Here is a 22404-nt window from a genome sequence, read left to right as displayed (position 1 = left end):
AACCGTTAACCGTCAACCAACCACAAGTTTTCCTGGTGTCTATTGCGCTGTGGAACCACACTGACTACATCCCGAACTCAGAGGTGAAACGCTGCTGCGGCCACGATAGTCTAGGGGTTGCCCTACGCCACAATAGCTCGATGCCAGGTCTGTTTTTAATAAACAAAGCCTCTCCAATAGTGTATGGAGGGGCTTTTATTATTTTTATTGCTCAATAAATTAGACGCACAAGCCAAAACTATACCATTCAACAGTGTATGAAGCATATCTGGAGGTGGTGCTACTTGTGACAAGATAAGATAGGGGTAAACTTTTATAGTAAAAATGACTAATAAAAAATGCTAGAGTGGCATTAAAGTAATATTTGAAGCCTGTAAATCAATCTTGTGATTCCTTCTGCCTTCAACCAAAGACTACAAGACTTAGCAGACAACGTTGATAAAGACTTTAAACTTCTTAAGGAATTTGAGGATGTACTCCGCTACGAAACTAATCCTCGTGTGAAAGCTGGCTATCGTATGGATATTGAGCAGCTACGAGAGTCAGCAAGTCGTTACCAGCATGAATATGAACAACTTAAACAATATCTAGCTACTAGTACAGTACGGCGGAAATAAGCAGACCATTAAATAGCCAAAACTTTGCTCTTATATGTCCACTTAAAAGGTTTAGCCATTGTTTGATTAAAGTAGTCGATAAACTTGAGGATTCGATTTTTCAAATCATCCTGACTGACGAAACTGGCTCTTCTGAGTAACTTGCGAACCAAAATACTGAACCAAATCTCAATTTGATTGAGCCAAGAGGAATGTTTAGGTGTGTAATGAAACACAATCCGGTGTGTTGGATCACTCAAAAAAGCAGTGCGGGATTTCATTGATTTAAGGATGCCACTTTCTCCCTTAATACCCAGGTCAATATTCAAACCTTCAATTTGTGCAACTAAACGAACTAGAGACTCAGACTGATGAGTGTTAAGGCAGTCCATAATCAGATGCCATTTTTTAGCATCACTGTCAGTTTCAATTGTTCGGCGAACATGAAGGGCAAAATCAACTTCCGTTCTGGTATCTGAACAAGTCGGCTGGACAATTTGACCAGTGGCAACATCAAAGCTGGCAATTAAGCTTTGCGTGCCGTGACGAATATACTCAAATTCCCTTCTTTCGACTTTGCCTGGTCGCACAGGTAAGTCTTTTTCTAAGCGCTCAGTAGCTTGAATTCCTGTCATTTCATCAATGGATATTGTACGTTCTCCCTGAAGATGCCGCTCAATCGCATTGATGTATAAACCAGTAATATCTTCAACTTTTGCGTCAAATTCTTCGTCCTCAGGGGGGGGTTAACCAGTAGCGGCTCTGGTGAGGTTTAAGTTCTGCTTCTTCAAGTAATCTTCCAACATGGCGGACAGATATGCTTTCAATAATTCCAAGTTTGATGATTTCGTTCGCTAGTTCTCTTGCTGTCCAATGACTTATTGGTCTTCCATAATCGGATGGTGGGGAACAAGCTAATGCAAACAACTCGATTACTTGTTCCATACTAAACTTCGGGCGTGCGCCAACACGCTCAGAGTCTTGTAATCTCTGCTCAATTGATAATTCTTTCCCCTCAGTTTCCAACCACCGATTTCGCCATAAACGCGCCGTTTGACGATTTATGTCTAAATTTCGGGCGATTTCACGATGATTTTGACCCTCTGATCCCATGACAATTATTTTGGCTCGTAGCGCTATCTGTTGCGGCGTGTTGTGTCTGTTTATCAACTGTTGGAGTTGATCCCGCTCGCCATCGCTTAAATTTAATATTTTAGGATTTAATCTAGCCACACCTTGATTCCTTAATCCGCGCCCAAAACGGGTTTTAACCTGATTATTTATTCTCCCACCAATATGGTCTATTTATTTATGCCGTGTTGTACTAGTGAATCAGTAGCAAAGATGGATGATATAGAAACACAGTTGCATCAGATGGATGCCAAGCTGAACCTTTTATTAAATGTTCAGGATGCTATCTCTGTCAGCCTGAATCAAATGCGCCAATCATTTTTGAAACGCTATGATGCTGCCGAAGAAGTGATTATTGCATCAATTGTACAGCAGCTTAGCCAAAACCAATTAGCTATGATTCAAACTTTACTGGATGCTTTAGAAGCTAATCAACTTTCAGAGCCAGAAATGCAACAAATGTTGGCCATATTGGAAAAGCGTATCCCTTCTTTACTTCCCAGCCAAGCAGCAGTTGTGGAAGTTATTAAAGCACCTGAGCTAGATGCCAAGCATAAATTGAAAGTTACTCTACCTATAGTTCCTTTTCTAATTGATTATGAAGGTGAGTTGGAACTAGGAAGCGGTTTCAACATCAAATCAGCTTGGGAACGCTTAATGTCCAAATTACGAAATAAGTAAGCAATGGATTTGCGTCAATATCTGGAAGAACAATTGAGCAAAGATTTTCAACTGCTGAAAGCACTAGAAGATAGGCGACGTTCTGAGGATGATCCACGCCGTAAGCTTAAGTTGAATGATGATATCGAAGAAATAAAGAAGCAGATTTGTGCTCGCCAAGTAGAGATAAATTCACTAGGAATTACCTCTTCTATTATTTTACCTTCTTCAGAATTACCAACAGAAGAATTTGGGATACAGAGAGTTACGGATAATGTGAGTTTAGTTAAAAATAAACTTATGCCAGTGCAACCTAATCAAGGTATTAAAATCTTCTTTTCTTATGCTCATGAAGATGAAAAACTTCGTAATAACTTAGAGAAACACCTAGCTCTTTTACAGCGTCAAGGAGTGATTACAGGATGGTACGATCACAAAATTGGAGCAGGAAGAGAATGGCAAAATGAGATAGATCAACACTTAAATAGATCTCAGATCATTTTGCTGCTTATAAGTGCAAATTTTATTGCTTCAGATTATTGCTGGGATGTTGAGGTAAAACGAGCTATGGAACGTCATAAAGCTCAAGAAGCCAGAGTTATTCCTGTAATTCTTGACTCTGTTGATTGGCAGAGCGCACCATTTGGGAAACTTCAACCTCTTCCTAAAGGTGGTAAACCTGTCAAAAAGTGGGGAAATCGTAATGATGCATTTTTAAACGTGGCTGAAGGTATCCGAATAGTAACAAAGGAGCTTACAGAAAATTTATAGATACATTCAGATTATGCTTTTTTAATGAAAAATAGATAAAGTACTCAAGCTTAAAGAATAAATCATGCAAATAATAATTACTAGTTGATTTAAACGTAGTAAGTTATCAGTATAATGCGATCTACTAAAGTTATTGAACTTTTTTATTGTTGTTCTGATGCCGAGCAAGATGAACAAATGCGGCAACAACTTGAGGATCACCTTAGTATTTTGAAGCGGCAAAATGTGATCACGGGATGGCACAAAGGGATGATCAGTCCTGGGAAAGATTGGGAAAATGAGATTGATACTCACTTAAAGAGCGCAGATATAATTTTGCTGTTGATTAGTTCCGACTTTATAGCTTCCGATTATTACTGGGAAGTTGTGATCAAGCAGGCTATGGAACGACATAAAGCTAAACAAGCTCGTGTCATTCCTGTTCTCCTTCGGCCATATGATAATTGGAAGGCCATTTTTGGTAATATTAAAGCATTGCCTAAGGGTGAAAGACCTGTTACTAAATGGAAACCCTATGATGAAGCTTTTAAAAGTATTGCTGAAGGTATCCGTGAGACAGTTGAAGAAATCCAAGATTCTTTTTTTCCTATTAAAAAATTTATTATACAGACTACAGGAGTTTTTCTACCTGTCACGAAGTTTATTGGCAATATTTTAATAAAGATAGCAAGTACAACCTTTTGTTTATTATTTAAGCCATCAAGGGTTTATCGACGACGTAGAGCTACAATTATACCTTTTGGACAGTTGATTGTACTTATATTAATAAGTAGTATATTCTTAATTCCTTATATATCGAACATCTTAGGGAAGCCTTTGTTCAAACATAATACAACTTCTGAATCAAGAAAGAAAGTGAACCATATAGGCTGGATTTGGATAGGAACTGTTAACAGTGGCTCAGATGGTTTGTCTGTTGGGAAAAGACTGATTAAAACAGCAAATACTAATTTACTTCCTAGTATTGATCCTCCTGTTATTCCATCACCAGGAGCAGTCGTGAAAGTTAAATATAAAGTGAATTTAAGAAAAGAAAAAACATTGTCATCAAATCCACTAGTTGAACTTCAACCAGGCGAAAAACTACTCATACTCAAAGTAGAATCCTTTGAAAGCGCTAACCAGAGTTCAGGAAAAATTAAGCTGAGGGCGCAAGTTCGTAAATGTACTCAAACTTGCAATCCTTGACAATTAGCTTATGGAATTGTAAGGGACTAGTTTTTTCTCTTGGAAGATAGTCTTCTGAAGAAATATAACTAGAATTTAGACTTGCAATCATGTGCAAAAACCTTGGGTGATGCTTGATATCTAGTTTAAGAGGATCTGAGGGCTTAACCTGCGGAGGTTGCATTTTGATAAATCTAGCTATTGCTAGATGCGCTAATAGCCTAAAAAGCTATAATCTACCTCTGTTGATTCGAGAAATAGACTTGTGGATGCAATATTAGAGCGATCGCACGCACTCAAACAAACCATAGTAGATTTTGTGCTGGAAGCAGAAGGCGATTTAGCACAAGCGCTGGAAAGCTATGCTGCTGGAAATTTACGCAGTGGGAATGGGAACATTACCCAGCAAGACTTGGTGATTGACAGCTTTATTACCGAAGGAAAAGTTGGTGATCACTCTCCGTTAGAATTGTTTATAGACAGTTATCCTGATTTACAAGAAAGCGATCGCAATCTTATTAGCAGTTGGCATGGTAGTTTTATGGGCTTATTTGCCATCACGGAAATTTTACCTGATGGCTTTGAGGTAACAAACTGGCTTACAGATAAACATTACATTGTTAAGCCCAATAATCCTAAAACTCTACAAGAAATATCACGATTGAAAGAAGGAGAAATATTACTTACCCGGATTTCTCCGGTTACTGATAGTTACTGGACATTTTTTGGTAACTATACAATTATGGGTAAATTGGGTAAACCAAAACTGGCTGTCGCTATTGGTAATTTTAAAGAAAACTATAAAAATCATCTTTACAGCGATGCTCCCGATTTACTAGCAGAAGCTTGGAATTCTGTTGTCCAATACCATGAGCAGTTTGTAGAATTTTTTGGACAGGATGAAATTACATTACCGGGATATCAACTCAATAAAAAAATTGCTGAATTTCAAGAAGTAATTACAGAAAAATTACTAGCAAATACAGGTATAGATACTTCCAAACCCTTAGCTGAGATGGCACAGGAAGCTGGTATCGACCAAGAAGAAATTAAAGCAGCAGTTAAAGAAATGGGTGCTGACTCTAATGTAGCCTCGCAGATATTTAACAATAATGGCAGCAGTAAAATGGTCATGCCAAAGGTTGATTTACCTGCTGAACTCAAAAAAGCCGAACAAGTTACAGCAATTTCCCATCCCCGTTGGGGACAAATATTTTTACCAACATATAGTAAATTCAAAACAATTTTATCAGCGGAAAATTGGCAGAGCATTGAAGGCGCTGAGAAACTAATTCGCTTTTATCTGGAAGATAAGAGTATCAATGCTTTTATCTGGCATCGATTAGCTCAAGAGTATCCCACATCATTAGAAAACTTGTTACAAACTTTTCTGCAACGTCCAGATTTTAGTCTAGCAAATGATTTGGATTCACTTCTACAAGAATTCGGTAAACCTCTAGAACCAGATTTACCAGAAATTGCTAGTGTTCCTGTACATCTGCATAACTTATTTCAAGCAGCCATAGCAGAAGTGCAGAAATCTAAGCCTCAAAGTAAAGGTCAAAAAAAAGCAGCAAAGGGTTTCAAATAATGTATAGAAATCTGGTTTGATTGCTGAAATTACTTGTGTAACTAGGGACAGGGAACAGGAAAGAAATAATAAAGGTCTACCTAACTCTGCAACCATTCAATATCATGCCTATCTCAGGAGTAAATTCCTGAGTACAAAAATGATTTGACTTTTGACTGAGCCATATTCCAGTCCATACAGTTTCTCAAACCTGCGTACATTATTAAGAAATTTAAGTATATTTTTTCCAAATTCGGAAAACCAGTAGTATCATTTGAAGCATCTATTGTCAAGAAATCCTTATCTGGCTGCATCAGAATATGACAAATTCCAACCAAATTCTATCTAGCGAAGGCATTCTCAAGACTAATTCTACTAACACGAATATAGTTAATATTCGTTCAGCACCCGTAATTAAAGAAGGTAACGTCATTCGCCAAGGTAAATCAGGCGATCGCGTCAAAATTATAGACAAGCAAAAGCCCTCAGGGGATACTCGGACTTGGTACAAAGTGCAATTTGGTAAACAAGCAAATGAAGTCGGCTGGGTGCGTGAAGATGTGATCTCAGTTGTTCCCGCCAAGCCTGCGCCTGATAAAAATCCTTCAGAAGCAGATACATTAGTGCATTTTGTGACCGAAACTAAAACTGTGAGAGTTCACGGTAAAGGTCAAGCATATATAAATGTGTACGACAACAAGAGCGAAACTACAAATAGCGCTCCAGCAGCAAAGTTACCTAAAACCGAAACTAATAATCTCTGGACAACCTACATAGCATCTAAGGATGGATATACTTATCAAGTCCGCTTTATTCCTGGTGCTGACACGGAACTGACAATTATTCAGAACAATAAAGTTGTTTTACAACAGAAAGGTTTTCGTGCGGATGGTACTGAGTACCGACCAAAATAATTAAAATTCAAAATTTGTAGAGACGCGATTAATCGCGTCTCTCAATGATGCGTTACGGCGGGTATGATGGCCAGAAATGGCGCTATGTGCCGTAACACACTACCTCAAATAATGAAGTAGCTTATTGTCCCTTTGTCTGAGTTGCAACGGTTAATACTTGCGGTGGGGAAGCATCTGGTGGATAAAGAAAGTCTACTTGTACTAATCTGCGATCGCCTGCTGGCATATTTAATAAAGTTAGGGGTTCTCCAGCTTGGCCTCTAGTTTGCATTAAGTGGACAAACTTGGTTTGTGGCTTACCGCGATCGTCGTTGTAACGCACTCGTACTGTCCCACGGAAAAATACTTGCTTTGCGGGTGTATTGAAAAAGCGTAGTCCTGGTTTGACTAACTGGTCTTCTTTTAGTGGTGTTTGAACGGACACACTTACAGTCTGGGGAGTTTGAGTATTGTTATACAACGGCAATTTGAGACTATATTGAATGCCGTAATTACCATGAGCGCGGTATGCGGTGTCAGGATAGCGTACCAACATCTGAGCGCTTTGAATTTGATTGGTTCCCAAAGTACCACCATGCACGGTACTCAAAGCGTAGGAAAAGGCTTGACCCGGTTGAGGAATCGTTAAATATTTAGCTTTAGGCTCATCTACTAATAAGGCGCGCCACTGAGAACCACTAGCAACTCCCGCTACACGTCCGTAAATTCTCGGTTTACCAGTCTCTTCTAAAGGTGTGGGAGTTTTATCTCTGGGGCCAGCTACATCACTATTGTTGAGTAAATTTTGCCACTCTTCTAAATTTGGGGCACGTTCGCTACCATCGGGATTTGTTTGTGCAAACATGGCGAGGCTAGCTGCATAAACTGTACCATTACTGCGTAGCCGCATTAATGTCGAGCGACCATTTAAAGGTGGGGTAAGTCCTTTCACAGGAATTGGCAGATTTAATAACATCTGACTTCCTTTTGGGGGAATCACAATTTGAGCCGGAAAGATTTCTTGTCGTCGTCCTCGCAGGACATCACTAGTAACGCGATCGCCTGGGCCTGCGTAAACTGTACCTAAAGTGTTTTCACTGAATGATGGTAACGAAATAAAAGGTGCATCTGGCTGACTTAAATAAGTTGCTCCTTGCAGCACATTAATAGTTACTGGTGTTGCACCAGGATTATGCAAGATAATTCCTAAATATAGCGAGCGTAAATTTTCTTGTGGTTCAGCTCTAGCTATATGGTGAGCAAAAATATCAAATCTTCCTTGAAAGGGAAAATTTAAATGAGCTGTTGGTACTTTTTTGCTATCTGGAGGAAAAGTGGAGAGTAAAATCCCTTCCTTTAAGACTAGTTCTGGACTATTGCTATTAAATACTGGAACTGTATCAAGATTACCTGGTAAAGGACGAACAACTTGCGGTTGTACTACTTCTTCTGGTGGTGGTGTAGGCGAAATTGATTGAGCAAGTGTCAAACTTAGTAACAATGGCAACATAAATTTAACTATTTTTTCCTCCATAAAGACGCGGGCAAATTTATGAAAGTGCCAGTTTGTTAATAATTAATACGAAATCTGCAACAATGTTTACCAAATTTTCGTGATTTAAAACTGGAACATGGACAAAAATGCAATTTGCCTGCAGTTGGGATTGGTGTAAATGATCCAATACTGAATAATAAAGACCTTCGCAGACAAATTTACCGCAGTCGTGACTAATCTCAATTCCCCTTGCTCCAGAAATTAATTGTTTTATATCCACACCTGTTTGCAAAACACTTTCTGCACTAGTTGCACAAACTTCTACAGTTAATTGCATTCGACTTGCAGCCATTCCACAGCAGATAATACAATCCGGTTGGAGTTCATTGATTTTTTGAATTACAACATTACTAGCAAGCTGCACATCTACAGGTAAATGACGTAAATAAGTCAAATGATGAGGTAGTGTTTCTAGTTTGGTGACTTCAAGTAATAAATCATCGGAAGAATTTGACTGTTGATCTGCGAGCCAAGTGTCAAAAGAAGTTAATAGAAATCTTTTCTTCATAAGAAATATTATTTAAAATAGAATTACTCTCCATAATAAATTTACAAGGAGCAGGTCAATGCCAGTGATTGCGGTCGTAGATTATGATATGGGAAATTTACATTCAGTTTGCAAAGGCTTGGAAAAAGCTGGAGCAACTCCTAAAATCACTCATTCTTTTAAGGAATTAGAACAAGCAGATGCAGTAGTTTTGCCAGGAGTTGGAGCATTTGATCCAGCCATGCAACACCTGCGTGCCCGTGGTTTAGAACAACCTATTAAAGATACGATCGCATCAGGTAAACCTTTTTTGGGTATCTGTTTGGGATTGCAAATTCTGTTTGAATCGAGTGCCGAAGGTACACAACGAGGACTCGGAATTGTCAAAGGAACAGTTAAAAGGTTTCGTCCAGAACCAGAAATTACAATTCCTCACATGGGTTGGAATCAGCTGGAAATAACTCAGCCAAAAAGTATTATGTGGGAGCATTTGCCTGCGAATCCTTGGGTTTATTTTGTTCATTCTTACTATGTTGAACCAACAGATCCGCAAATTAGCGCAGCAACAGTTACCCACGGGACGCAAAGAGTTACAGCTGCGATCGCTCGTGATAATCTGATGGCAGTGCAATTTCACCCGGAAAAATCATCTAATATTGGATTGCAAATCCTATCTAATTTTGTTGCTCAAGTCCGCGAACAAGTAGCAGCATAATACAATTTAGTTGTCTGTCAGTTGTTATTTGTTCTTTGTCATTTGTCTTTGTGCAATGACTAATGATCGATGAACAATGACTAATGGCTCATAACTAATGACTAATGGCTCTGAGAATTTACGGAAATCGTCAGTTAAAAACTTTACCTGGTAAAGATACCAGACCTACTAGTGCGCGGGTACGAGAGGCTGTCTTTAATATTTGGCAGGAAAGAATATTTGGGTGTCGTTGGCTAGATTTGTGTGCTGGTAGCGGTTCAATGGGCGCAGAGGCTTTGTGTAGAGGAGCCAGCTTAGTAGTCGGTATTGAACAATCGAGCCGCGCCTGTAACATCATTCAACAGAATTGGCAGCGAGTAGCGAGTGCTGACCAAGAATGGAAATTGTTGCGGGGAAATGTACTCCAACAGTTAAAAACCTTATCAGACCAAAAATTTGACAGAATTTATTTTGATCCGCCCTATGCTAGCGGATTATATCAACCAGTTTTAGAAGCGATCGCAAACTACCAGCTTTTAGATGCTGAAGGCGAAATTGCGGCTGAACATAGTGCCCAAGATTGGACTCCACCAGTCATTGCTAACTGGGAAATTTGCCGCCAGAAAGTCTATGGAAATACTGCTTTGACGTTTTATAGGATGATCGAGTGATTCAGGGGAAGGGGACAAGGGGACAAGGGGGAAAACGAGAAATTCCCATTACCTATCACTAATTACCCAGTCCCCAGTCCCTAATCCCTAACCTCCCAGTTCAGTGGGACGCTTGTATTGCTTGTAGGCAGCGTAAAACAGACCAGAGAGTGTAACCACAATTAGACCAAGGACGATACCTGAGAGCAGGGGTTCAACCACTGTAAATCTCCTCTTTGCAATTATTAAACATTTGTTTCCTGTTTTTGATTTTACCAAATTCGGGATGAATGCCGCTCTCTACAGCATTTTTGGAGAATGAATCATCAAAGTAAAACTGGCATTCATGCTTGCAGTGAGCATCAAGAACTTTTAAGCTATGTGTAGGAAATGAAAAATTCTTAGCACACCTACAACTTTCACAACAAACCTTTTGGATAACCAGATTACCAAACCTGAAAATTTAATTCAGAGGATCGCTTTGCTGGCTCTTGCCGTAATGCTAGCAATCACTTTGGGCATTTTTGGTGTTCAGATGGTGCAAGCTTCCGATCCTTATGTGAAAAATGTTCTATCCTTAACTGGAGATCCAGTTCAAGGTAACGCTATTTTTCAAATCAATTGTGCTGGTTGTCATGGCTGGCAAGCCGATGGGCGAGTAGGCCCCAGCTTGCAAGGTGTATCCAAGCATAAGTCGCGTTATGGACTGATTCGCCAAGTGATTAGTGGTGAAACACCACCGATGCCAAAGTTTCAGCCTAGTGCCCAAGAAATGGCAGATCTTTTGAGCTATTTAGAGTCTTTATAGCCCAAATTTGAGAAATTATTGCTTGGTATGAACTATATTAAGGCTAAAAGGCGATCGCTCTCACCATATATAAAGACTGGCAATTTTACCTTAAAAATTTTTAACTGAAGAAAGTCAAAAACTCTGTACAGCAAAGATTGTAGTAGGTGGAAATGCTTGCTGGATTTGCGCTGTCTATTTAGATGTGTTTTACATTATTAGTTAAGGTGCAAAGTTGCTGACTATACTGCACTTGTGCTTGCCTAGTAACCTTGGTATTATCTTCGCCTAAACTTCATAATAGGCTGCATATTTTTGAAATTAGAATTGTATTGGGTATAACAGAGGGGCAACTGATAGCCAGTTTTGGGTTTGAGATTAACAATCTTTACCAAAAGGTTGTTCCAGACCTAGAAAACATGACTATCTAACTCAAAATAGTATAAAGGATTACTAGTAAAATGCCTTTAGCATGATTTATGTAGGGTCTGGTTGAACAGTATATACAACCAAAGAGTGTAAAATTCTACAAAACATATATTTTGATATATATAAAAGCTAATGACTGAAGTACTAAGAATTGGTAACCGTACAATCACGAATGACGAACTAATTCCCTTACTGGCAGGCTATCAAATGCTGCCACAGTTGCGAAGGGAATTAATTATCGATGATGCGATCGCATCCATAGATTGTACCCCGGAAGAAATCGCTGCTGCTCAACAACAGTTTTTCGCTGAAAGACAGTTAACATCCGAAGCCGATGTCAAAGCATGGATGGAATATCAGGGATTGAGTCCAAAGCAACTAGCAGATTTGACGGTGCGGAAGCTGAAAGTAGAAAAATTTAAGCAAGAAACTTGGGGTAAAAAGCTAGAAGCGTATTTTTTCCAGTCGAAAGCAAAACTGGATAAAGTAATTTATTCTTTGCTACGCACCCAAGATATGGGAATCGCTCAAGAACTCTACTTCCGCATTCAAGCCAAAGAGCAATCCTTTGCAGATGTAGCACGAGAATATTCTAAAGGCCCAGAGGCGCAAACAGGCGGATTAGTTGGGCCAATTGAACTCAACCAACTCCATCCAGCAATGGCGCAATTACTGGCTAACAATCAACCAGGGCAAGTTTTACCCCCGACTCGCATCGCTGAATGGTTTGTGATTGTGCAGTTAGAGAAATTTATCCCAGCACAACTAGATGAACCAATGAAAGCACGGCTGCTCAATGAACTGTTTGAAGGTTGGATACAAGAACAGCAAAAACAAATGATGACTCCAGCCGTTTCTCTCAGCAGCTAAATTGAGTAGAGAAAATTAGGAGAAGGAATTTAAATTAAAATTGATTACTTAGCTTTGGAGGTAAAGTTCCTTTCAGGAGCTTTACTTCGCTCATGATTTAGTAATTTTTTACACAGTCGTTGATATCTAAACTGAGAATTTAAACTATAAACTATGCTGAATTTTTATAAGGTCACTGCTTTGGCTTTAACAAGTTTAAGTTTTTACAGTGTCAGTATATCCACATTATCAACATCTGCACTTGCTGGGGAACCCATTATTGATAGAAACTGCCGCTATCATGTAAGAACACAAGAAGTATTGCGGCAAATACCACAACGGAATCAAGCTAGAGTATTATCAACATCTCAGTTTCAAGTTAATAATCAAAAATACGTTCTACAATTACTAAAATTTCCCAATTCTAAAGGGGTTTTATGTCTTTGGAAACCTCATGCTCGGCTACCGGAAAGATTAAGAGATGTGTCGATTATTCAAGACAAGGTGATTGGAAAACTTGAAAAACATCCCAAGCAACCAGCAACTTATATAGTTACAGTCAAAGGTGATGAATCAGGAGATATATTAAACACGGCTTATAGATTAAACCTGACTAATCCCGAAAAACCAAAGGTGACACCGTTAATCAGAGTGTACAAAAAATAGATGAGTGATTTGGTTTGATGCTACGCGATCGCATCTTTTCACTGTACTTCAGCAGTGGCCAATCATAAATGATGCGATCGCCCCAACTCACATATCATTAACTAAACTGTTGAGCATAAAATCTTGCATAGCGGCGTTGAAATGCCAAAAGTTCCTCGTGGGTTCCAGATTCGACAATTTGTCCTTGTTCAAGTACTAAAATGCGATCGCATCTTTTTACTGTACTTAATCTATGAGCAATAATAAATACAGTGCGACCTTTCATCAGCCTTTCTAAAGCTTCCTGTACCAAGGCTTCTGACTCTGAATCTAAGGCTGATGTGGCTTCATCTAGTATCAAAATTTGCGGGTTAAGGAGCACAGCACGGGCGATCGCAATTCTTTGTCTTTGTCCCCCTGATAAATTTACTCCACGCTCACCAACCAAAGTATCATAACCTTCTGGTAGCTGGGTAATAAAATTGTGGGCATTAGCAATTTTCGCTGCGGCTTCCACTTCTGATATTGCAAAGGAATCTTGCCCAAAGGCAATATTTTGAGCAATTGTGCCAGAAAACATGATAGTTTCTTGGGGAACAATGCCAATTTGTCGCCGCAGGCTATAAAGCGTGACATCGCGAATATCGACATCATCAATCAATATTTGCCCAGATTCCGGATCGTAGAAGCGGGGTAGCAGATTTACAAATGTGGTTTTACCAGCACCAGAAGCACCCACAAGGGCGATCGCTTCTCCTGGTAATGCTAATAAATTAATATTTTTTAAGACAGATTCACCTGCTTTGTAGGCAAAGGAAACATGGCGATATTCTACCTTGCCTTGCACAGGTGGGAGGGCGATCGCATTCGGCTTTTCTAAAACTGTGGGTTGAATTGCTAATAATTCAAAAACTCGGTCAATGGATGCCTCGCCCTGCTTAAATTCGTTGTAATTATTAGTAGTATGACCGATGGGGTCAATTAACAATGCTGCTGCTGTGAGGTAGCTGAAAAACTCGCCTACAGTTAAGTTGCGTTGCGAGATTTGCCATCCTCCCACTAACAATAATGATAAAGCACTTAAAGCTTCGAGGAAGCCGATAATGGGGATTTGAATGGCTTTGAGGCGTTCGGCTGAATATTTAGCTTTGAGGCTGTGTTCTGCTTCATGGCTAAACCGCACCATTTCGTAGGTTTCGGCGGCAAAAGCTTGGACTAACCGAATCCCACTAAATACTTCTGTGAGGATAGCCGATAAACTAGAAACCCGATTTTGACTGCGACGAGAATATTTTTGTAACCTTTCGCCAAACCAACCAATCAAAATCCCCATTAATGGGGCTACAATCACCGTTGCGAGGGTGAGCTGCCAATTCAAGTAAATCATATAGATGGGAATTGCCAGCAATTGCAACACACAGGGGATTAAATCGTGAAATATTTTATTGACTACTTCCCCAATCCTGTCAATATCCTCAGTCAAGCGGTAAGATAAATCACCTGCTTTGGCGGTTTCAAAATAGCTGAGGTTAAGTTTTTGCAGATGTCCGTAAACTTGCTTACGGAGAAGAAACGCTACTCTTAAAGCAGCTTGCGCCATGTAGATATCTTGCACAGACTGAAAAAAGCCACGTACCAGAAATACTACAGCACAGATGCCAGCTAGTTGTGCGATCGCTACTACATTACCCTCTCCAAAGGGCGTTGCCAATTTACCCGCGAGATTGATGAGTGTTAATGTCGCCAGCACATATCCGATAATGCCGATAAATCCTTTGGTGATGGTTTGCCACTGGGTTCGGATATAAGGTAGCAGTTGCCAATAATTAGATCGCGTTTTCAAGCTGTCACATCCACAATAATTTCTTTCTTTGTTTGACGCTATCAGTTTTTGTGGAGTTTCTGAATAGTTAGGCGAAAAAAAATAGTCAAAGAAGGCTGTTCGCCTAGCGTCTCCGATAGGAGAAGTATGAAACCCAACACCATAAATTCTCAGTTTTTTTGTAGGGTGTGTTATGCCGTAGGCTAACGCACCTGTAATAGTTAACAGTAAGCTGTAATTACTTAACCTAGGTGAACATATAAATGAAGTGTATTAATGTATGATTATTAACTAATGATATTTTTAAGTCTTTCATGTTTGAGTGTGATGTTGACAGCAAAAATCACACTATCTACTTAATCTTGTCTTTTACCCAATTTCGGAATGATTTCAACAAAGCAATTTCTCCCATGCTTTTACTTCGCTGAATAAAGCTGCTGATGTCGCTTACTGATACTAAAGGAAAAGCAATACTAAATTCACACTCAACATATTGCCCTTCTAACAATTGATAAAATTTTAAATCTTGCCCGTTATATCTCCATAATTCCTGAACACCCAGTACTGAGTAAATCCCAAATTTATTCACTGAACTATGAGTAATATCAATCTCAATTGCTAAGTCAGGCGGTGGATCGGTTTCTAAATTTAATTTCTCTTTGCCCCTCACTTGCGATTCAGTTTGTATATAGTAGCAATTATCTGGTTCTATACCTCGTTTTGCTATTCGTTGTTTCAATGTTGTAGAGCCAGCACTTTTAATTTCGATTGACAATTCTTCTGCTAAAATCAAAATCAAGCGATCAAATTGAATTTTGGGATTTTCATGTTCAAAAAGTGGAGTCATAATTTCTAAAGTGCCACAGTCATAAGCAAATCTAGAGCCTCTGTCCTCTCCTGTATCTCTGAGTAAGGCTTCAAAGGTATCCCAGCTAATGTTATATAGCACTGTTCTTTGTTCGGCAGGTGTAGACTTGACCAGCATATTACAATAATTCTTCTGTCAGAATGCTAGATAAAATTCCTAAAATTTTACCTATATCATTAATATAATATTCATTCAAATCAATCTCTACCATTTGTCCCAGAAGCTTTAAAAACTTCCAGTTAGTTCCAGTAGTAACAGTTCCATAAATTGTTTGAATATTGTTTCCCTCACGTTCGTTAAACAATTTAGCTGCTATCATTTCTGCAACACACTGACCTAAACCAGCATTGAGATTTTCTTTTTTAGCTTCTACAATCGTTATCACTGGAGCATTAACAATTAATAATTCTGGGGAACGGCTAATAATAAAATCACAATTACCATTTAATCCTTGTGATGTTTCGACAGTAAAATCTATACCTGAAAATAAACTGATTTGATTATTTAAATATTTTCTAATAGCAATTAAGATAGGCGCAATAATCATCTCAGAACGAGATTTCTCTGTATTACTAGCAAGAGCTAAAGGTATATTTTCCTGTAATATTTCTGCGAGTAATGGCGGACAGATAATTTCAGGCACAGATGCAAATATATTAATTTTATCAGCAATAGTTAAGTTAAAAGCTTTTCTAACTTTATCTAAAGTAAAGTCACTGTATGACATTGAATTTACTCCTGTAAATCTTCCCAATTATTAATTTAAATGTAGGGTGTGTTGTCGCGCAGCGCAACGCACCGTCAACAATTCAAGGTATTTAAACCCATTAAAAATTAAATTGTGCCAATTATTAGCCTCATATATAGCTAATAGTTGACACAATTAATTTGAAAATATTGACGATTTTTAGCCGAAGATTCCCGCAAAAAATTCCAGAGTGTCCTTCAACGCCTTGATGAAAATATCAATTTCTTCACGGGTATTGTAGAAAGATAAACTTGCCCGTGCAGTTCCCGCAATATTTAAGTAGCGGTGTAATGGTTGAGTGCAATGATGTCCAGCACGGATGGCTACGCCTTCTTGATCTAATAATGTAGATAAGTCGTTGGCGTGGACTTCGGAAGTTGTAAACGATGCTAAAGCGGCTCTCCCTTCTCCTTTAGCATCTGGCTTGGGGCCGTAAATCCGCACTTGGGGAATTTGTTCTAATTGTTGGAACAAATAAGCTGTTAATTCGGCTTCATAGGCATGGATTTTATCCATACCAATACTAGTAAGATAATCTATAGCTGCACCAAGAGCGATCGCTTCGCCAATTGCAGGTGTACCCGCTTCAAATTTATGGGGTAATTCTGCATAGGTAGAATGGTCTAAATAGACTTCTGCAATCATCTCACCACCACCGAAAAATGGTGGCATAGATTCTAGTAATTCTAACTTGCCATATAAGAATCCTATGCCAGTTGGGGCACACATTTTATGACCGGAGGCTACTAACCAATCACAGTCTATTTCTTGTACATCAATGGGCATATGGGGGACACTTTGGCAAGCATCCATTAAGAATTTCGCGCCGTATCTGTGAGCAATCGTAGCTATTTCTTGGACTGGATTAATACAACCCAAGGTATTAGAAACATGAACCACTGACACCAATTTTGTTTTTTCGGAAATCAGTGATTTAAATTGTTCTAAATCAAAGGTTTCTTCTGGTGTTAGTTCGACAAACTTGAGTACCGCACCCGTTTTTTGTGCCACAAATTGCCAAGGAACAATATTACTGTGGTGTTCCATCACCGAGAGAATAATTTCATCTCCTGGCTGCAAATTGTTCATTCCCCAGCTATAAGCTACCAAATTAATCGCTTCACTCGCGTTGCGGGTGTAGACAATTTCTTGACGCGATGCAGCATTGATAAATTTGGCTACTTTATCTCTAGCACCTTCATAAGCATCGGTAGCTTTAGCACTGAGAATATGGGCACCCCGATGGACGTTGGCATTATACTGCTCGTAATAATCTCGCAGGGTATTTAATACTGGCAGAGGTTTTTGAGAAGTAGCAGCATTATCCAGGTAAACTAAGGGTTTACCATTGACTACCTGACGCAAGATAGGGAAGTCAATACGTACTTGATCGGCTAAGGTTTTGGTAGAAGTAAAAGTCATTGGTAATTAATGATTTGTCATTTGTCCTTTGTCATTTGTCCTTAGTCATTAGATGTCTTAAGACTCTTGACTGTGTTTAACAGACTTTCCCTAAGAGAGGGAACTGGTATTTGATTAATGATTTCAGCAGCAAAAGCGTTAATTAACAAATTTCGGGCGGCGTTTTCATCAATGCCCCGACTTTGCAGATAAAATATTTCATCATCTTCTAACTGGCTAACGGTAGCACCGTGAGCGCATTTGACGTTATCTGCAGTAATTTCTAGTTGGGGTTTGGTATCAACTCTCGCTTTGGATGATAGTAGCAAATTCCGATTTAATTGTGCGGCATCTGTGAGCTGTGCTGGTTTGGGCACAAAAACCTTGCCATTAAATACAGCATGGGCGCGATCGCCTACAATACATTTGTGCAATTGCTTACTTGTACCATAGGGATGATTGAGGGCGATCGCACTGTGAGTATCAGCTAACTGATTGCCAAATATTACCGTCAACCCGTTGAGGGTGGTTTGAGTTTGTTCACCAGTTTGCAAAATCTCTAAATTATGGCGTGACAGCTTGCCACCAAAGCTAATAGCATGACAGCTATAGCGACTATCACGAGCTTGTGCGATCGCAGTTTTACCAATATGGAAAGCCTCTGTACTTTCACGCTCAACTCTTGTGTGACTGACTTCGGCATTCTCAGCTAGCCAAATTTCCGTCACTGCATTGGTGAAGTAAACCGCTTCCTCTGCGTTCTCTGCGCCTCTGCGGTTCGTAAACTCTTCCACCAAAGTCACCTGCGAACCGCTTTCCGCTACCACCAAACAACGTGGCTGCGAAATCGTTGCTTTTTCCCCTGCAACTGTAATAAATAACAAGTGAATTGGCGTTGCAACTGCTACATTCTTCTTCACCAATACCACGGCTGCATCAGTCAAACCAGCAGTATTCAGAGCGGTGAAAACTTCCTGCTGTCCTTCACTTTGGGCTAAATACTGCCGTACCCGTTCTTGTTCAGCCACAGGTAAAGCTGTCAAATTATTGACAACTACACCCGCAGGTAAATCTGCAATTGCAGATAATTCTGGTGCGTACACACCGTTAACAAATACCAAACGACTGTTAGCAGCTTCAGGTAGAGTCAGCGCTGCAATATCTGTAGAGATTAATTGCTTCTCTACCTGGAATTCCAGCTTTCGCAACGCTGACAAATCTGTAAAGCGCCATTCTTCATCGCGGGAGGTGGGAACAGTGGAATGACGCACCACATTCGCAGCAGCTTGGCTAACTTCTTGTAACCAACATGCTGCTGGTTGTGCTGTTACCTGTGCTAATAAGCCACTGAGATACTCATCTCTATCCAGCAAACTCGAAATTGAACTGGGGGAAACTTGAATAGTCATTACACACCCACCTCAACCGCAGCTTCTTCCAGAATCCAGTCGTAACCGCGAGACTCTAACTCTAGCGCCAATTCCTTACCACCAGTAGTAAGAATTCGTCCATGTGCCATCACATGCACAAAGTCAGGCACAATATAGTCGAGTAAGCGCTGATAGTGAGTAATCAAAATTGTGGCATTTTCGGGACTAGCTAAATGGTTAACCCCACCAGCGACAATTTTTAGCGCATCAATATCTAAACCAGAATCGGTTTCATCCAAAATTGCTAACTTCGGTTCTAGTAGCGCCATTTGCAGAATTTCATTGCGCTTCTTCTCACCACCAGAAAATCCTTCATTGACACTGCGGCTGAGGAAAGAGGGATTCATCTTCACCACTTCCAACTTTTCTTCTACCAAATCGTCAAAATCAAAAGCATCCAGTTCTTCTAAACCCTGTGCTTTGCGACGAGAATTATATGCAACGCGCAAGAAATCTAAATTGCTGACACCGGGAATTTCTAGGGGATATTGAAACGCTAAAAATACACCACTTCTCGCCCGTTCTTCTGCTTCCAATTCCAGCAGATTTTGTCCTTGGAAAATTACCTCGCCACCAGTGACTTCATAAGCTGGATGTCCCGCCAATACTTTAGAAAAGGTACTCTTTCCAGAACCGTTCGGCCCCATAATCGCATGGATTTCGCCTGCACGAACTTCCAGATTTACACCCTTCAGAATCGGTGTCCCATCAACTGTAGCTGTCAGATCCTTAACTGACAGTACAACTTCGCTATTTTCCACAATCATGTTCTCTCTCTCTTCTCTCTCTCAGTTCGTAATCAACGGTTCAGTGCGGTTGAATATTAACCAACACTACCTTCTAATTTCAAGCTCAATAATTTATCAGCTTCCACCGCAAATTCCATTGGTAGCTGATTAAACACATCCTTGCAGAAGCCGCTAATCATCATCGAAATAGCATCTTCTGCCGAAATGCCCCTTTGGGCAAAGTAAAATAGCTGATCTTCCCCAATTTTGGAAGTAGAAGCTTCATGTTCTACCTTGGCACTGTTATTTTGTACCTGAATATAGGGGAAAGTATTAGCATGGGCATTATCGCCAATCAGCATGGAGTCGCACTGCGAATAATTTCTCGCACCTTGCGCTTTCGGGTTAACTTTTACCAAACCCCGATAGCTATTGCTGGAGTTACCTGCAGAAATTCCTTTAGAAATAATTGTGCTGCGAGTGTTTTTCCCAACATGAATCATTTTGGTACCTGTGTCGGCTTGCTGCATATTATTTGTCAGCGCCACCGAGTAAAATTCACCCACAGAGTTATCACCAACTAATACGCAGCTAGGATACTTCCAAGTAATCGCTGAACCTGTTTCTACCTGAGTCCAGGAAATCTTGGAATTGACACCCTGACACAAACCGCGCTTGGTAACAAAGTTGTAAATTCCACCTTTACCGTTAGCATCGCCAGCGTACCAGTTCTGCACGGTGGAGTATTTAATTTCGGCGTTATCCAGCGCCACTAGTTCTACCACAGCAGCGTGTAGTTGATTGCTGTCATACATGGGCGCGGTACAACCTTCCAGGTAGGAAACATAGCTACCTTCTTCAGCCACAATCAATGTCCGCTCAAATTGTCCTGTATCACCAGAGTTGATGCGGAAGTAGGTAGACAGTTCCATCGGGCATTTTACGCCTTTAGGAATATAGACAAAAGAACCATCGCTAAATACAGCAGCGTTGAGAGCCGCAAAGTAATTGTCAGCTACCGGAACGACACTACCCAGATATTTTTTGATCAGTTCTGGATGTTCCCGCAATGCTTCAGAAATTGAGCAGAAAATCACGCCATCTTTAGCTAGCTTTTCCTTAAAGGTTGTGGCGACGGAAACGCTATCAAAAATTGCATCAACGGCGACGTTGGCGAGGCGCTTTTGCTCAGATAGAGGAATACCTAACTTTTCAAAGGTTTCTAACAGGGTGGGATCGACTTCATCCAGACTTTCCAGCTTCTGTTTTTTCTGTTTGGGAGCTGAATAGTAGATGATATCCTGGTAATCTATTGGTGGATACTTGACATTAGGCCAAGTTGGTTCTGTCATCTTCAGCCACTGGCGATACGCTCTGAGGCGAAACTCCAGCATAAATTCCGGCTCTTCTTTCTTGGCGGAAATTAAGCGGATAATGTCCTCGTTTAGTCCACGCGGAATAGTGTCGGCTTCAATATCGGTGACGAAGCCGTACTTGTAGGGTTGGTTGACTAAGGTTTTGACAGTGGCACTCATCGGTAGTAATCTCTCGTGTTCTTTAGGATCTCTCTCTAGGAGCGGAGACGGGCTTGGTTTTAGCCGATTCCCATCTCGCGTTACTGAGTGGTTACACGGCTGCTACAATAGGAATTGAGACTAAAACAACAACAATGTTGTTTAATGTATCTTCATTTTACGCTAAATTAACAACAACAATGTTGTTTAAGTCAAATTTTCCTAGAAATTTTTTGGACGTTTGCAGAGCGTCTCCCCAAAAAGATGACGACTACCCACCAGTCCTCAACCAAGCAAGACATTCTGGAATATCTCCAGAAACACTCACAAGCAACCGCTTTTGAGCTAGCCGAAGTTTTAGATATTAGCCCCCAAGCGATTCGCCGCCATCTCAAGGATTTGGAGGCGGAAGAGCTAATTTTGTATTCCACCGCAGTGCAAGCGGGAATGGGGCGGCCCCAGCACGTTTATCAACTGAGTTCTAGAGGACGCGATCGCCTACATCGACAACAGAGCGATCGCTTTGGTGATAGTTATGGTGATTTTGCTGTTTCCTTGCTGGATACCTTAGCAGAAACAGTAGGCAAAGACCAAGTCACATCAATCTTACAAAAACAGTGGGAGCGTAAAGCCCAAGAATACCGCGATCGCTTAGGTCAAGGTTCTCTAGCCGAACGGTTAGCCAAATTAGTGGAACTCAGACAAGCCGAAGGTTTTATGGCAGAGTTTCACCCCTTAGATTCTCAAGAATTATTAGAGAGCGATCGCTTCATCTTTATGGAGCATAAATGTGCTATCTCCAATGTTGCTGAATCCTTCCCCAGTATTTGCGGTCATGAATTAGAAATGTTCGCCGCCGTCTTACCAGATTGCACAGTCGAGCGCACCCACTGGATTATCAATGGTGAACATCGTTGTGGCTATTTGGTGAAAGCGAGGGATTAGGGATTGGGGATTAGGGATTGGGGACTAGGGATTGGGGAACTCGGGGCCCCCTCTGGGGATAAGG

Annotated in this window: 24 protein-coding genes and 1 rRNA gene; 13 read left to right on the top strand and 12 right to left on the bottom strand. The window is 40.3% G+C overall.

What is annotated here, in order from left to right:
- The first annotated feature begins 31 nt into the window (after positions 1–31).
- A 5S ribosomal RNA gene (rrf, locus tag HG267_RS03460) occupies positions 32–149 on the top strand.
- 237 nt (positions 150–386) lie between these two features.
- Positions 387–617: a hypothetical protein gene (locus HG267_RS03455; protein ID WP_045870253.1), complete on the top strand. Its 231-nt coding sequence runs from the start codon at positions 387–389 to the stop codon at positions 615–617.
- A gap of 8 nt (positions 618–625) precedes the next feature.
- On the opposite strand, the gene HG267_RS03450 is transcribed toward HG267_RS03455, so the two are convergent.
- Both HG267_RS03450 and HG267_RS03445 read right to left on the bottom strand, forming a co-directional pair.
- A complete protein-coding gene (locus HG267_RS03450; protein ID WP_369792183.1) occupies positions 626–1246 on the bottom strand; it encodes a transposase in 621 nt (206 codons plus the stop codon).
- Positions 1247–1331: 85 nt separating this feature from the next.
- The gene (locus tag HG267_RS03445) at positions 1332–1829 is read right to left on the bottom strand and encodes a helix-turn-helix domain-containing protein (protein ID WP_045870251.1); all 498 of its coding nucleotides are present in this window, start codon (positions 1827–1829) and stop codon (positions 1332–1334) included.
- Between the two features lie 111 nt (positions 1830–1940).
- Here HG267_RS03445 and HG267_RS03440 point away from each other — a divergent pair, with 111 nt between their 5' ends.
- The 5 genes from HG267_RS03440 (at position 1941) to HG267_RS03420 (ending at position 6809) form a co-directional block, all read left to right on the top strand.
- Entirely contained in the window at positions 1941–2408 is a 468-nt protein-coding gene (locus tag HG267_RS03440) for a hypothetical protein (RefSeq protein ID WP_194007865.1), read from the top strand.
- A 3-nt stretch (positions 2409–2411) separates the two neighbouring features.
- Complete coding sequence (locus tag HG267_RS03435) at positions 2412–3158, top strand: toll/interleukin-1 receptor domain-containing protein (protein ID WP_210403146.1); 747 nt, start codon at positions 2412–2414, stop codon at positions 3156–3158.
- A 114-nt stretch (positions 3159–3272) separates the two neighbouring features.
- Entirely contained in the window at positions 3273–4346 is a 1074-nt protein-coding gene (locus tag HG267_RS03430; protein WP_045874416.1) for a toll/interleukin-1 receptor domain-containing protein, read from the top strand.
- A 244-nt stretch (positions 4347–4590) separates the two neighbouring features.
- Positions 4591–5916, top strand: coding sequence for a hypothetical protein (locus HG267_RS03425; protein ID WP_045874415.1), 1326 nt, complete (start codon positions 4591–4593; stop codon positions 5914–5916).
- 299 nt (positions 5917–6215) lie between these two features.
- Entirely contained in the window at positions 6216–6809 is a 594-nt protein-coding gene (locus HG267_RS03420; RefSeq protein ID WP_045874414.1) for an SH3 domain-containing protein, read from the top strand.
- A gap of 121 nt (positions 6810–6930) precedes the next feature.
- Here the strand turns inward: HG267_RS03420 and HG267_RS03415 are convergent, their stop codons facing one another.
- Complete coding sequence (locus tag HG267_RS03415) at positions 6931–8298, bottom strand: DUF3370 domain-containing protein (protein WP_045874413.1); 1368 nt, start codon at positions 8296–8298, stop codon at positions 6931–6933.
- Between the two features lie 40 nt (positions 8299–8338).
- Positions 8339–8851, bottom strand: a complete 513-nt coding sequence (locus HG267_RS03410) for a peptidase C15 (RefSeq protein ID WP_045874412.1) — start codon at positions 8849–8851, stop codon at positions 8339–8341.
- A 58-nt stretch (positions 8852–8909) separates the two neighbouring features.
- On the opposite strand from HG267_RS03410, the gene hisH reads away from it, so the two are divergent.
- Positions 8910–9545 (top strand): imidazole glycerol phosphate synthase subunit HisH, encoded by a 636-nt coding sequence (gene hisH / locus HG267_RS03405; protein ID WP_045874411.1) that lies wholly within the window; start codon positions 8910–8912, stop codon positions 9543–9545.
- Positions 9546–9649: 104 nt separating this feature from the next.
- Positions 9650–10195: a 16S rRNA (guanine(966)-N(2))-methyltransferase RsmD gene (gene rsmD / locus HG267_RS03400; protein ID WP_045874410.1), complete on the top strand. Its 546-nt coding sequence runs from the start codon at positions 9650–9652 to the stop codon at positions 10193–10195.
- Between the two features lie 87 nt (positions 10196–10282).
- On the opposite strand, the gene petG is transcribed toward rsmD, so the two are convergent.
- Positions 10283–10396, bottom strand: coding sequence for a cytochrome b6-f complex subunit V (gene petG / locus HG267_RS03395; RefSeq protein WP_071989488.1), 114 nt, complete (start codon positions 10394–10396; stop codon positions 10283–10285).
- Positions 10397–10607: 211 nt separating this feature from the next.
- Between petG and HG267_RS03390 the strand changes: the two genes are divergently transcribed.
- From HG267_RS03390 to HG267_RS03380, 3 genes are all read left to right on the top strand, one after another.
- Positions 10608–10982: a c-type cytochrome gene (locus HG267_RS03390; protein WP_045874409.1), complete on the top strand. Its 375-nt coding sequence runs from the start codon at positions 10608–10610 to the stop codon at positions 10980–10982.
- A gap of 540 nt (positions 10983–11522) precedes the next feature.
- On the top strand, positions 11523–12260 hold the full coding sequence (locus HG267_RS03385; protein WP_045874408.1) for a peptidylprolyl isomerase: 738 nt from the start codon (positions 11523–11525) through the stop codon (positions 12258–12260).
- 153 nt (positions 12261–12413) lie between these two features.
- Positions 12414–12905: a hypothetical protein gene (locus HG267_RS03380; protein WP_045874407.1), complete on the top strand. Its 492-nt coding sequence runs from the start codon at positions 12414–12416 to the stop codon at positions 12903–12905.
- Positions 12906–13002: 97 nt separating this feature from the next.
- Here the strand turns inward: HG267_RS03380 and HG267_RS03375 are convergent, their stop codons facing one another.
- The 7 genes from HG267_RS03375 to sufB all read right to left on the bottom strand — a co-directional run bounded on the left by HG267_RS03375 (position 13003) and on the right by sufB (position 21416).
- Entirely contained in the window at positions 13003–14727 is a 1725-nt protein-coding gene (locus tag HG267_RS03375; protein ID WP_045874406.1) for an ABC transporter ATP-binding protein, read from the bottom strand.
- A gap of 331 nt (positions 14728–15058) precedes the next feature.
- A complete protein-coding gene (locus HG267_RS03370) occupies positions 15059–15691 on the bottom strand; it encodes a Uma2 family endonuclease (protein WP_045874405.1) in 633 nt (210 codons plus the stop codon).
- Between the two features lies 1 nt (position 15692).
- Positions 15693–16301 (bottom strand): hypothetical protein, encoded by a 609-nt coding sequence (locus HG267_RS03365; protein ID WP_045874404.1) that lies wholly within the window; start codon positions 16299–16301, stop codon positions 15693–15695.
- 180 nt (positions 16302–16481) lie between these two features.
- On the bottom strand, positions 16482–17744 hold the full coding sequence (locus HG267_RS03360) for a cysteine desulfurase (RefSeq protein WP_045874403.1): 1263 nt from the start codon (positions 17742–17744) through the stop codon (positions 16482–16484).
- Between the two features lie 41 nt (positions 17745–17785).
- A complete protein-coding gene (sufD, locus tag HG267_RS03355) occupies positions 17786–19132 on the bottom strand; it encodes a Fe-S cluster assembly protein SufD (protein ID WP_045874402.1) in 1347 nt (448 codons plus the stop codon).
- Complete coding sequence (sufC, locus tag HG267_RS03350) at positions 19132–19920, bottom strand: Fe-S cluster assembly ATPase SufC (RefSeq protein ID WP_045874401.1); 789 nt, start codon at positions 19918–19920, stop codon at positions 19132–19134. The genes sufD and sufC overlap by 1 nt, the downstream gene beginning before the upstream one ends.
- A gap of 56 nt (positions 19921–19976) precedes the next feature.
- Positions 19977–21416: a Fe-S cluster assembly protein SufB gene (sufB, locus tag HG267_RS03345; RefSeq protein WP_045874400.1), complete on the bottom strand. Its 1440-nt coding sequence runs from the start codon at positions 21414–21416 to the stop codon at positions 19977–19979.
- Positions 21417–21659: 243 nt separating this feature from the next.
- Between sufB and sufR the strand changes: the two genes are divergently transcribed.
- A complete protein-coding gene (sufR, locus tag HG267_RS03340; protein WP_045874399.1) occupies positions 21660–22340 on the top strand; it encodes an iron-sulfur cluster biosynthesis transcriptional regulator SufR in 681 nt (226 codons plus the stop codon).
- Positions 22341–22404 lie beyond the last annotated feature (64 nt).

Source organism: Tolypothrix sp. PCC 7601 (genome assembly GCF_025677855.1).
Lineage (GTDB): Bacteria > Cyanobacteriota > Cyanobacteriia > Cyanobacteriales > Nostocaceae > Aulosira > Aulosira diplosiphon.
Note: the sequence above shows the minus strand (reverse complement) of the source record. Positions and strands in the feature narration are given on the sequence as shown.

Excerpts from the sequence above, each read along its gene's own strand:
- HG267_RS03440 (WP_194007865.1), top strand. The coding sequence starts at position 1,941 with ATGGATGATATAGAAACACAGTTGCATCAGATGGATGCCAAGCTGAAC.
- HG267_RS03435 (WP_210403146.1), top strand. The coding sequence starts at position 2,412 with ATGGATTTGCGTCAATATCTGGAAGAACAATTGAGCAAAGATTTTCAA.
- HG267_RS03430 (WP_045874416.1), top strand. The coding sequence starts at position 3,273 with ATGCGATCTACTAAAGTTATTGAACTTTTTTATTGTTGTTCTGATGCC.
- HG267_RS03420 (WP_045874414.1), top strand. The coding sequence starts at position 6,216 with ATGACAAATTCCAACCAAATTCTATCTAGCGAAGGCATTCTCAAGACT.
- HG267_RS03415 (WP_045874413.1), bottom strand. The coding sequence starts at position 8,298 with ATGTTGCCATTGTTACTAAGTTTGACACTTGCTCAATCAATTTCGCCT.
- HG267_RS03410 (WP_045874412.1), bottom strand. The coding sequence starts at position 8,851 with ATGAAGAAAAGATTTCTATTAACTTCTTTTGACACTTGGCTCGCAGAT.
- hisH (WP_045874411.1), top strand. The coding sequence starts at position 8,910 with ATGCCAGTGATTGCGGTCGTAGATTATGATATGGGAAATTTACATTCA.
- rsmD (WP_045874410.1), top strand. The coding sequence starts at position 9,650 with ATGGCTCTGAGAATTTACGGAAATCGTCAGTTAAAAACTTTACCTGGT.
- HG267_RS03385 (WP_045874408.1), top strand. The coding sequence starts at position 11,523 with ATGACTGAAGTACTAAGAATTGGTAACCGTACAATCACGAATGACGAA.
- HG267_RS03380 (WP_045874407.1), top strand. The coding sequence starts at position 12,414 with ATGCTGAATTTTTATAAGGTCACTGCTTTGGCTTTAACAAGTTTAAGT.
- HG267_RS03370 (WP_045874405.1), bottom strand. The coding sequence starts at position 15,691 with ATGCTGGTCAAGTCTACACCTGCCGAACAAAGAACAGTGCTATATAAC.
- HG267_RS03365 (WP_045874404.1), bottom strand. The coding sequence starts at position 16,301 with ATGTCATACAGTGACTTTACTTTAGATAAAGTTAGAAAAGCTTTTAAC.
- HG267_RS03360 (WP_045874403.1), bottom strand. The coding sequence starts at position 17,744 with ATGACTTTTACTTCTACCAAAACCTTAGCCGATCAAGTACGTATTGAC.
- sufD (WP_045874402.1), bottom strand. The coding sequence starts at position 19,132 with ATGACTATTCAAGTTTCCCCCAGTTCAATTTCGAGTTTGCTGGATAGA.
- sufC (WP_045874401.1), bottom strand. The coding sequence starts at position 19,920 with ATGATTGTGGAAAATAGCGAAGTTGTACTGTCAGTTAAGGATCTGACA.
- sufB (WP_045874400.1), bottom strand. The coding sequence starts at position 21,416 with ATGAGTGCCACTGTCAAAACCTTAGTCAACCAACCCTACAAGTACGGC.
- sufR (WP_045874399.1), top strand. The coding sequence starts at position 21,660 with ATGACGACTACCCACCAGTCCTCAACCAAGCAAGACATTCTGGAATAT.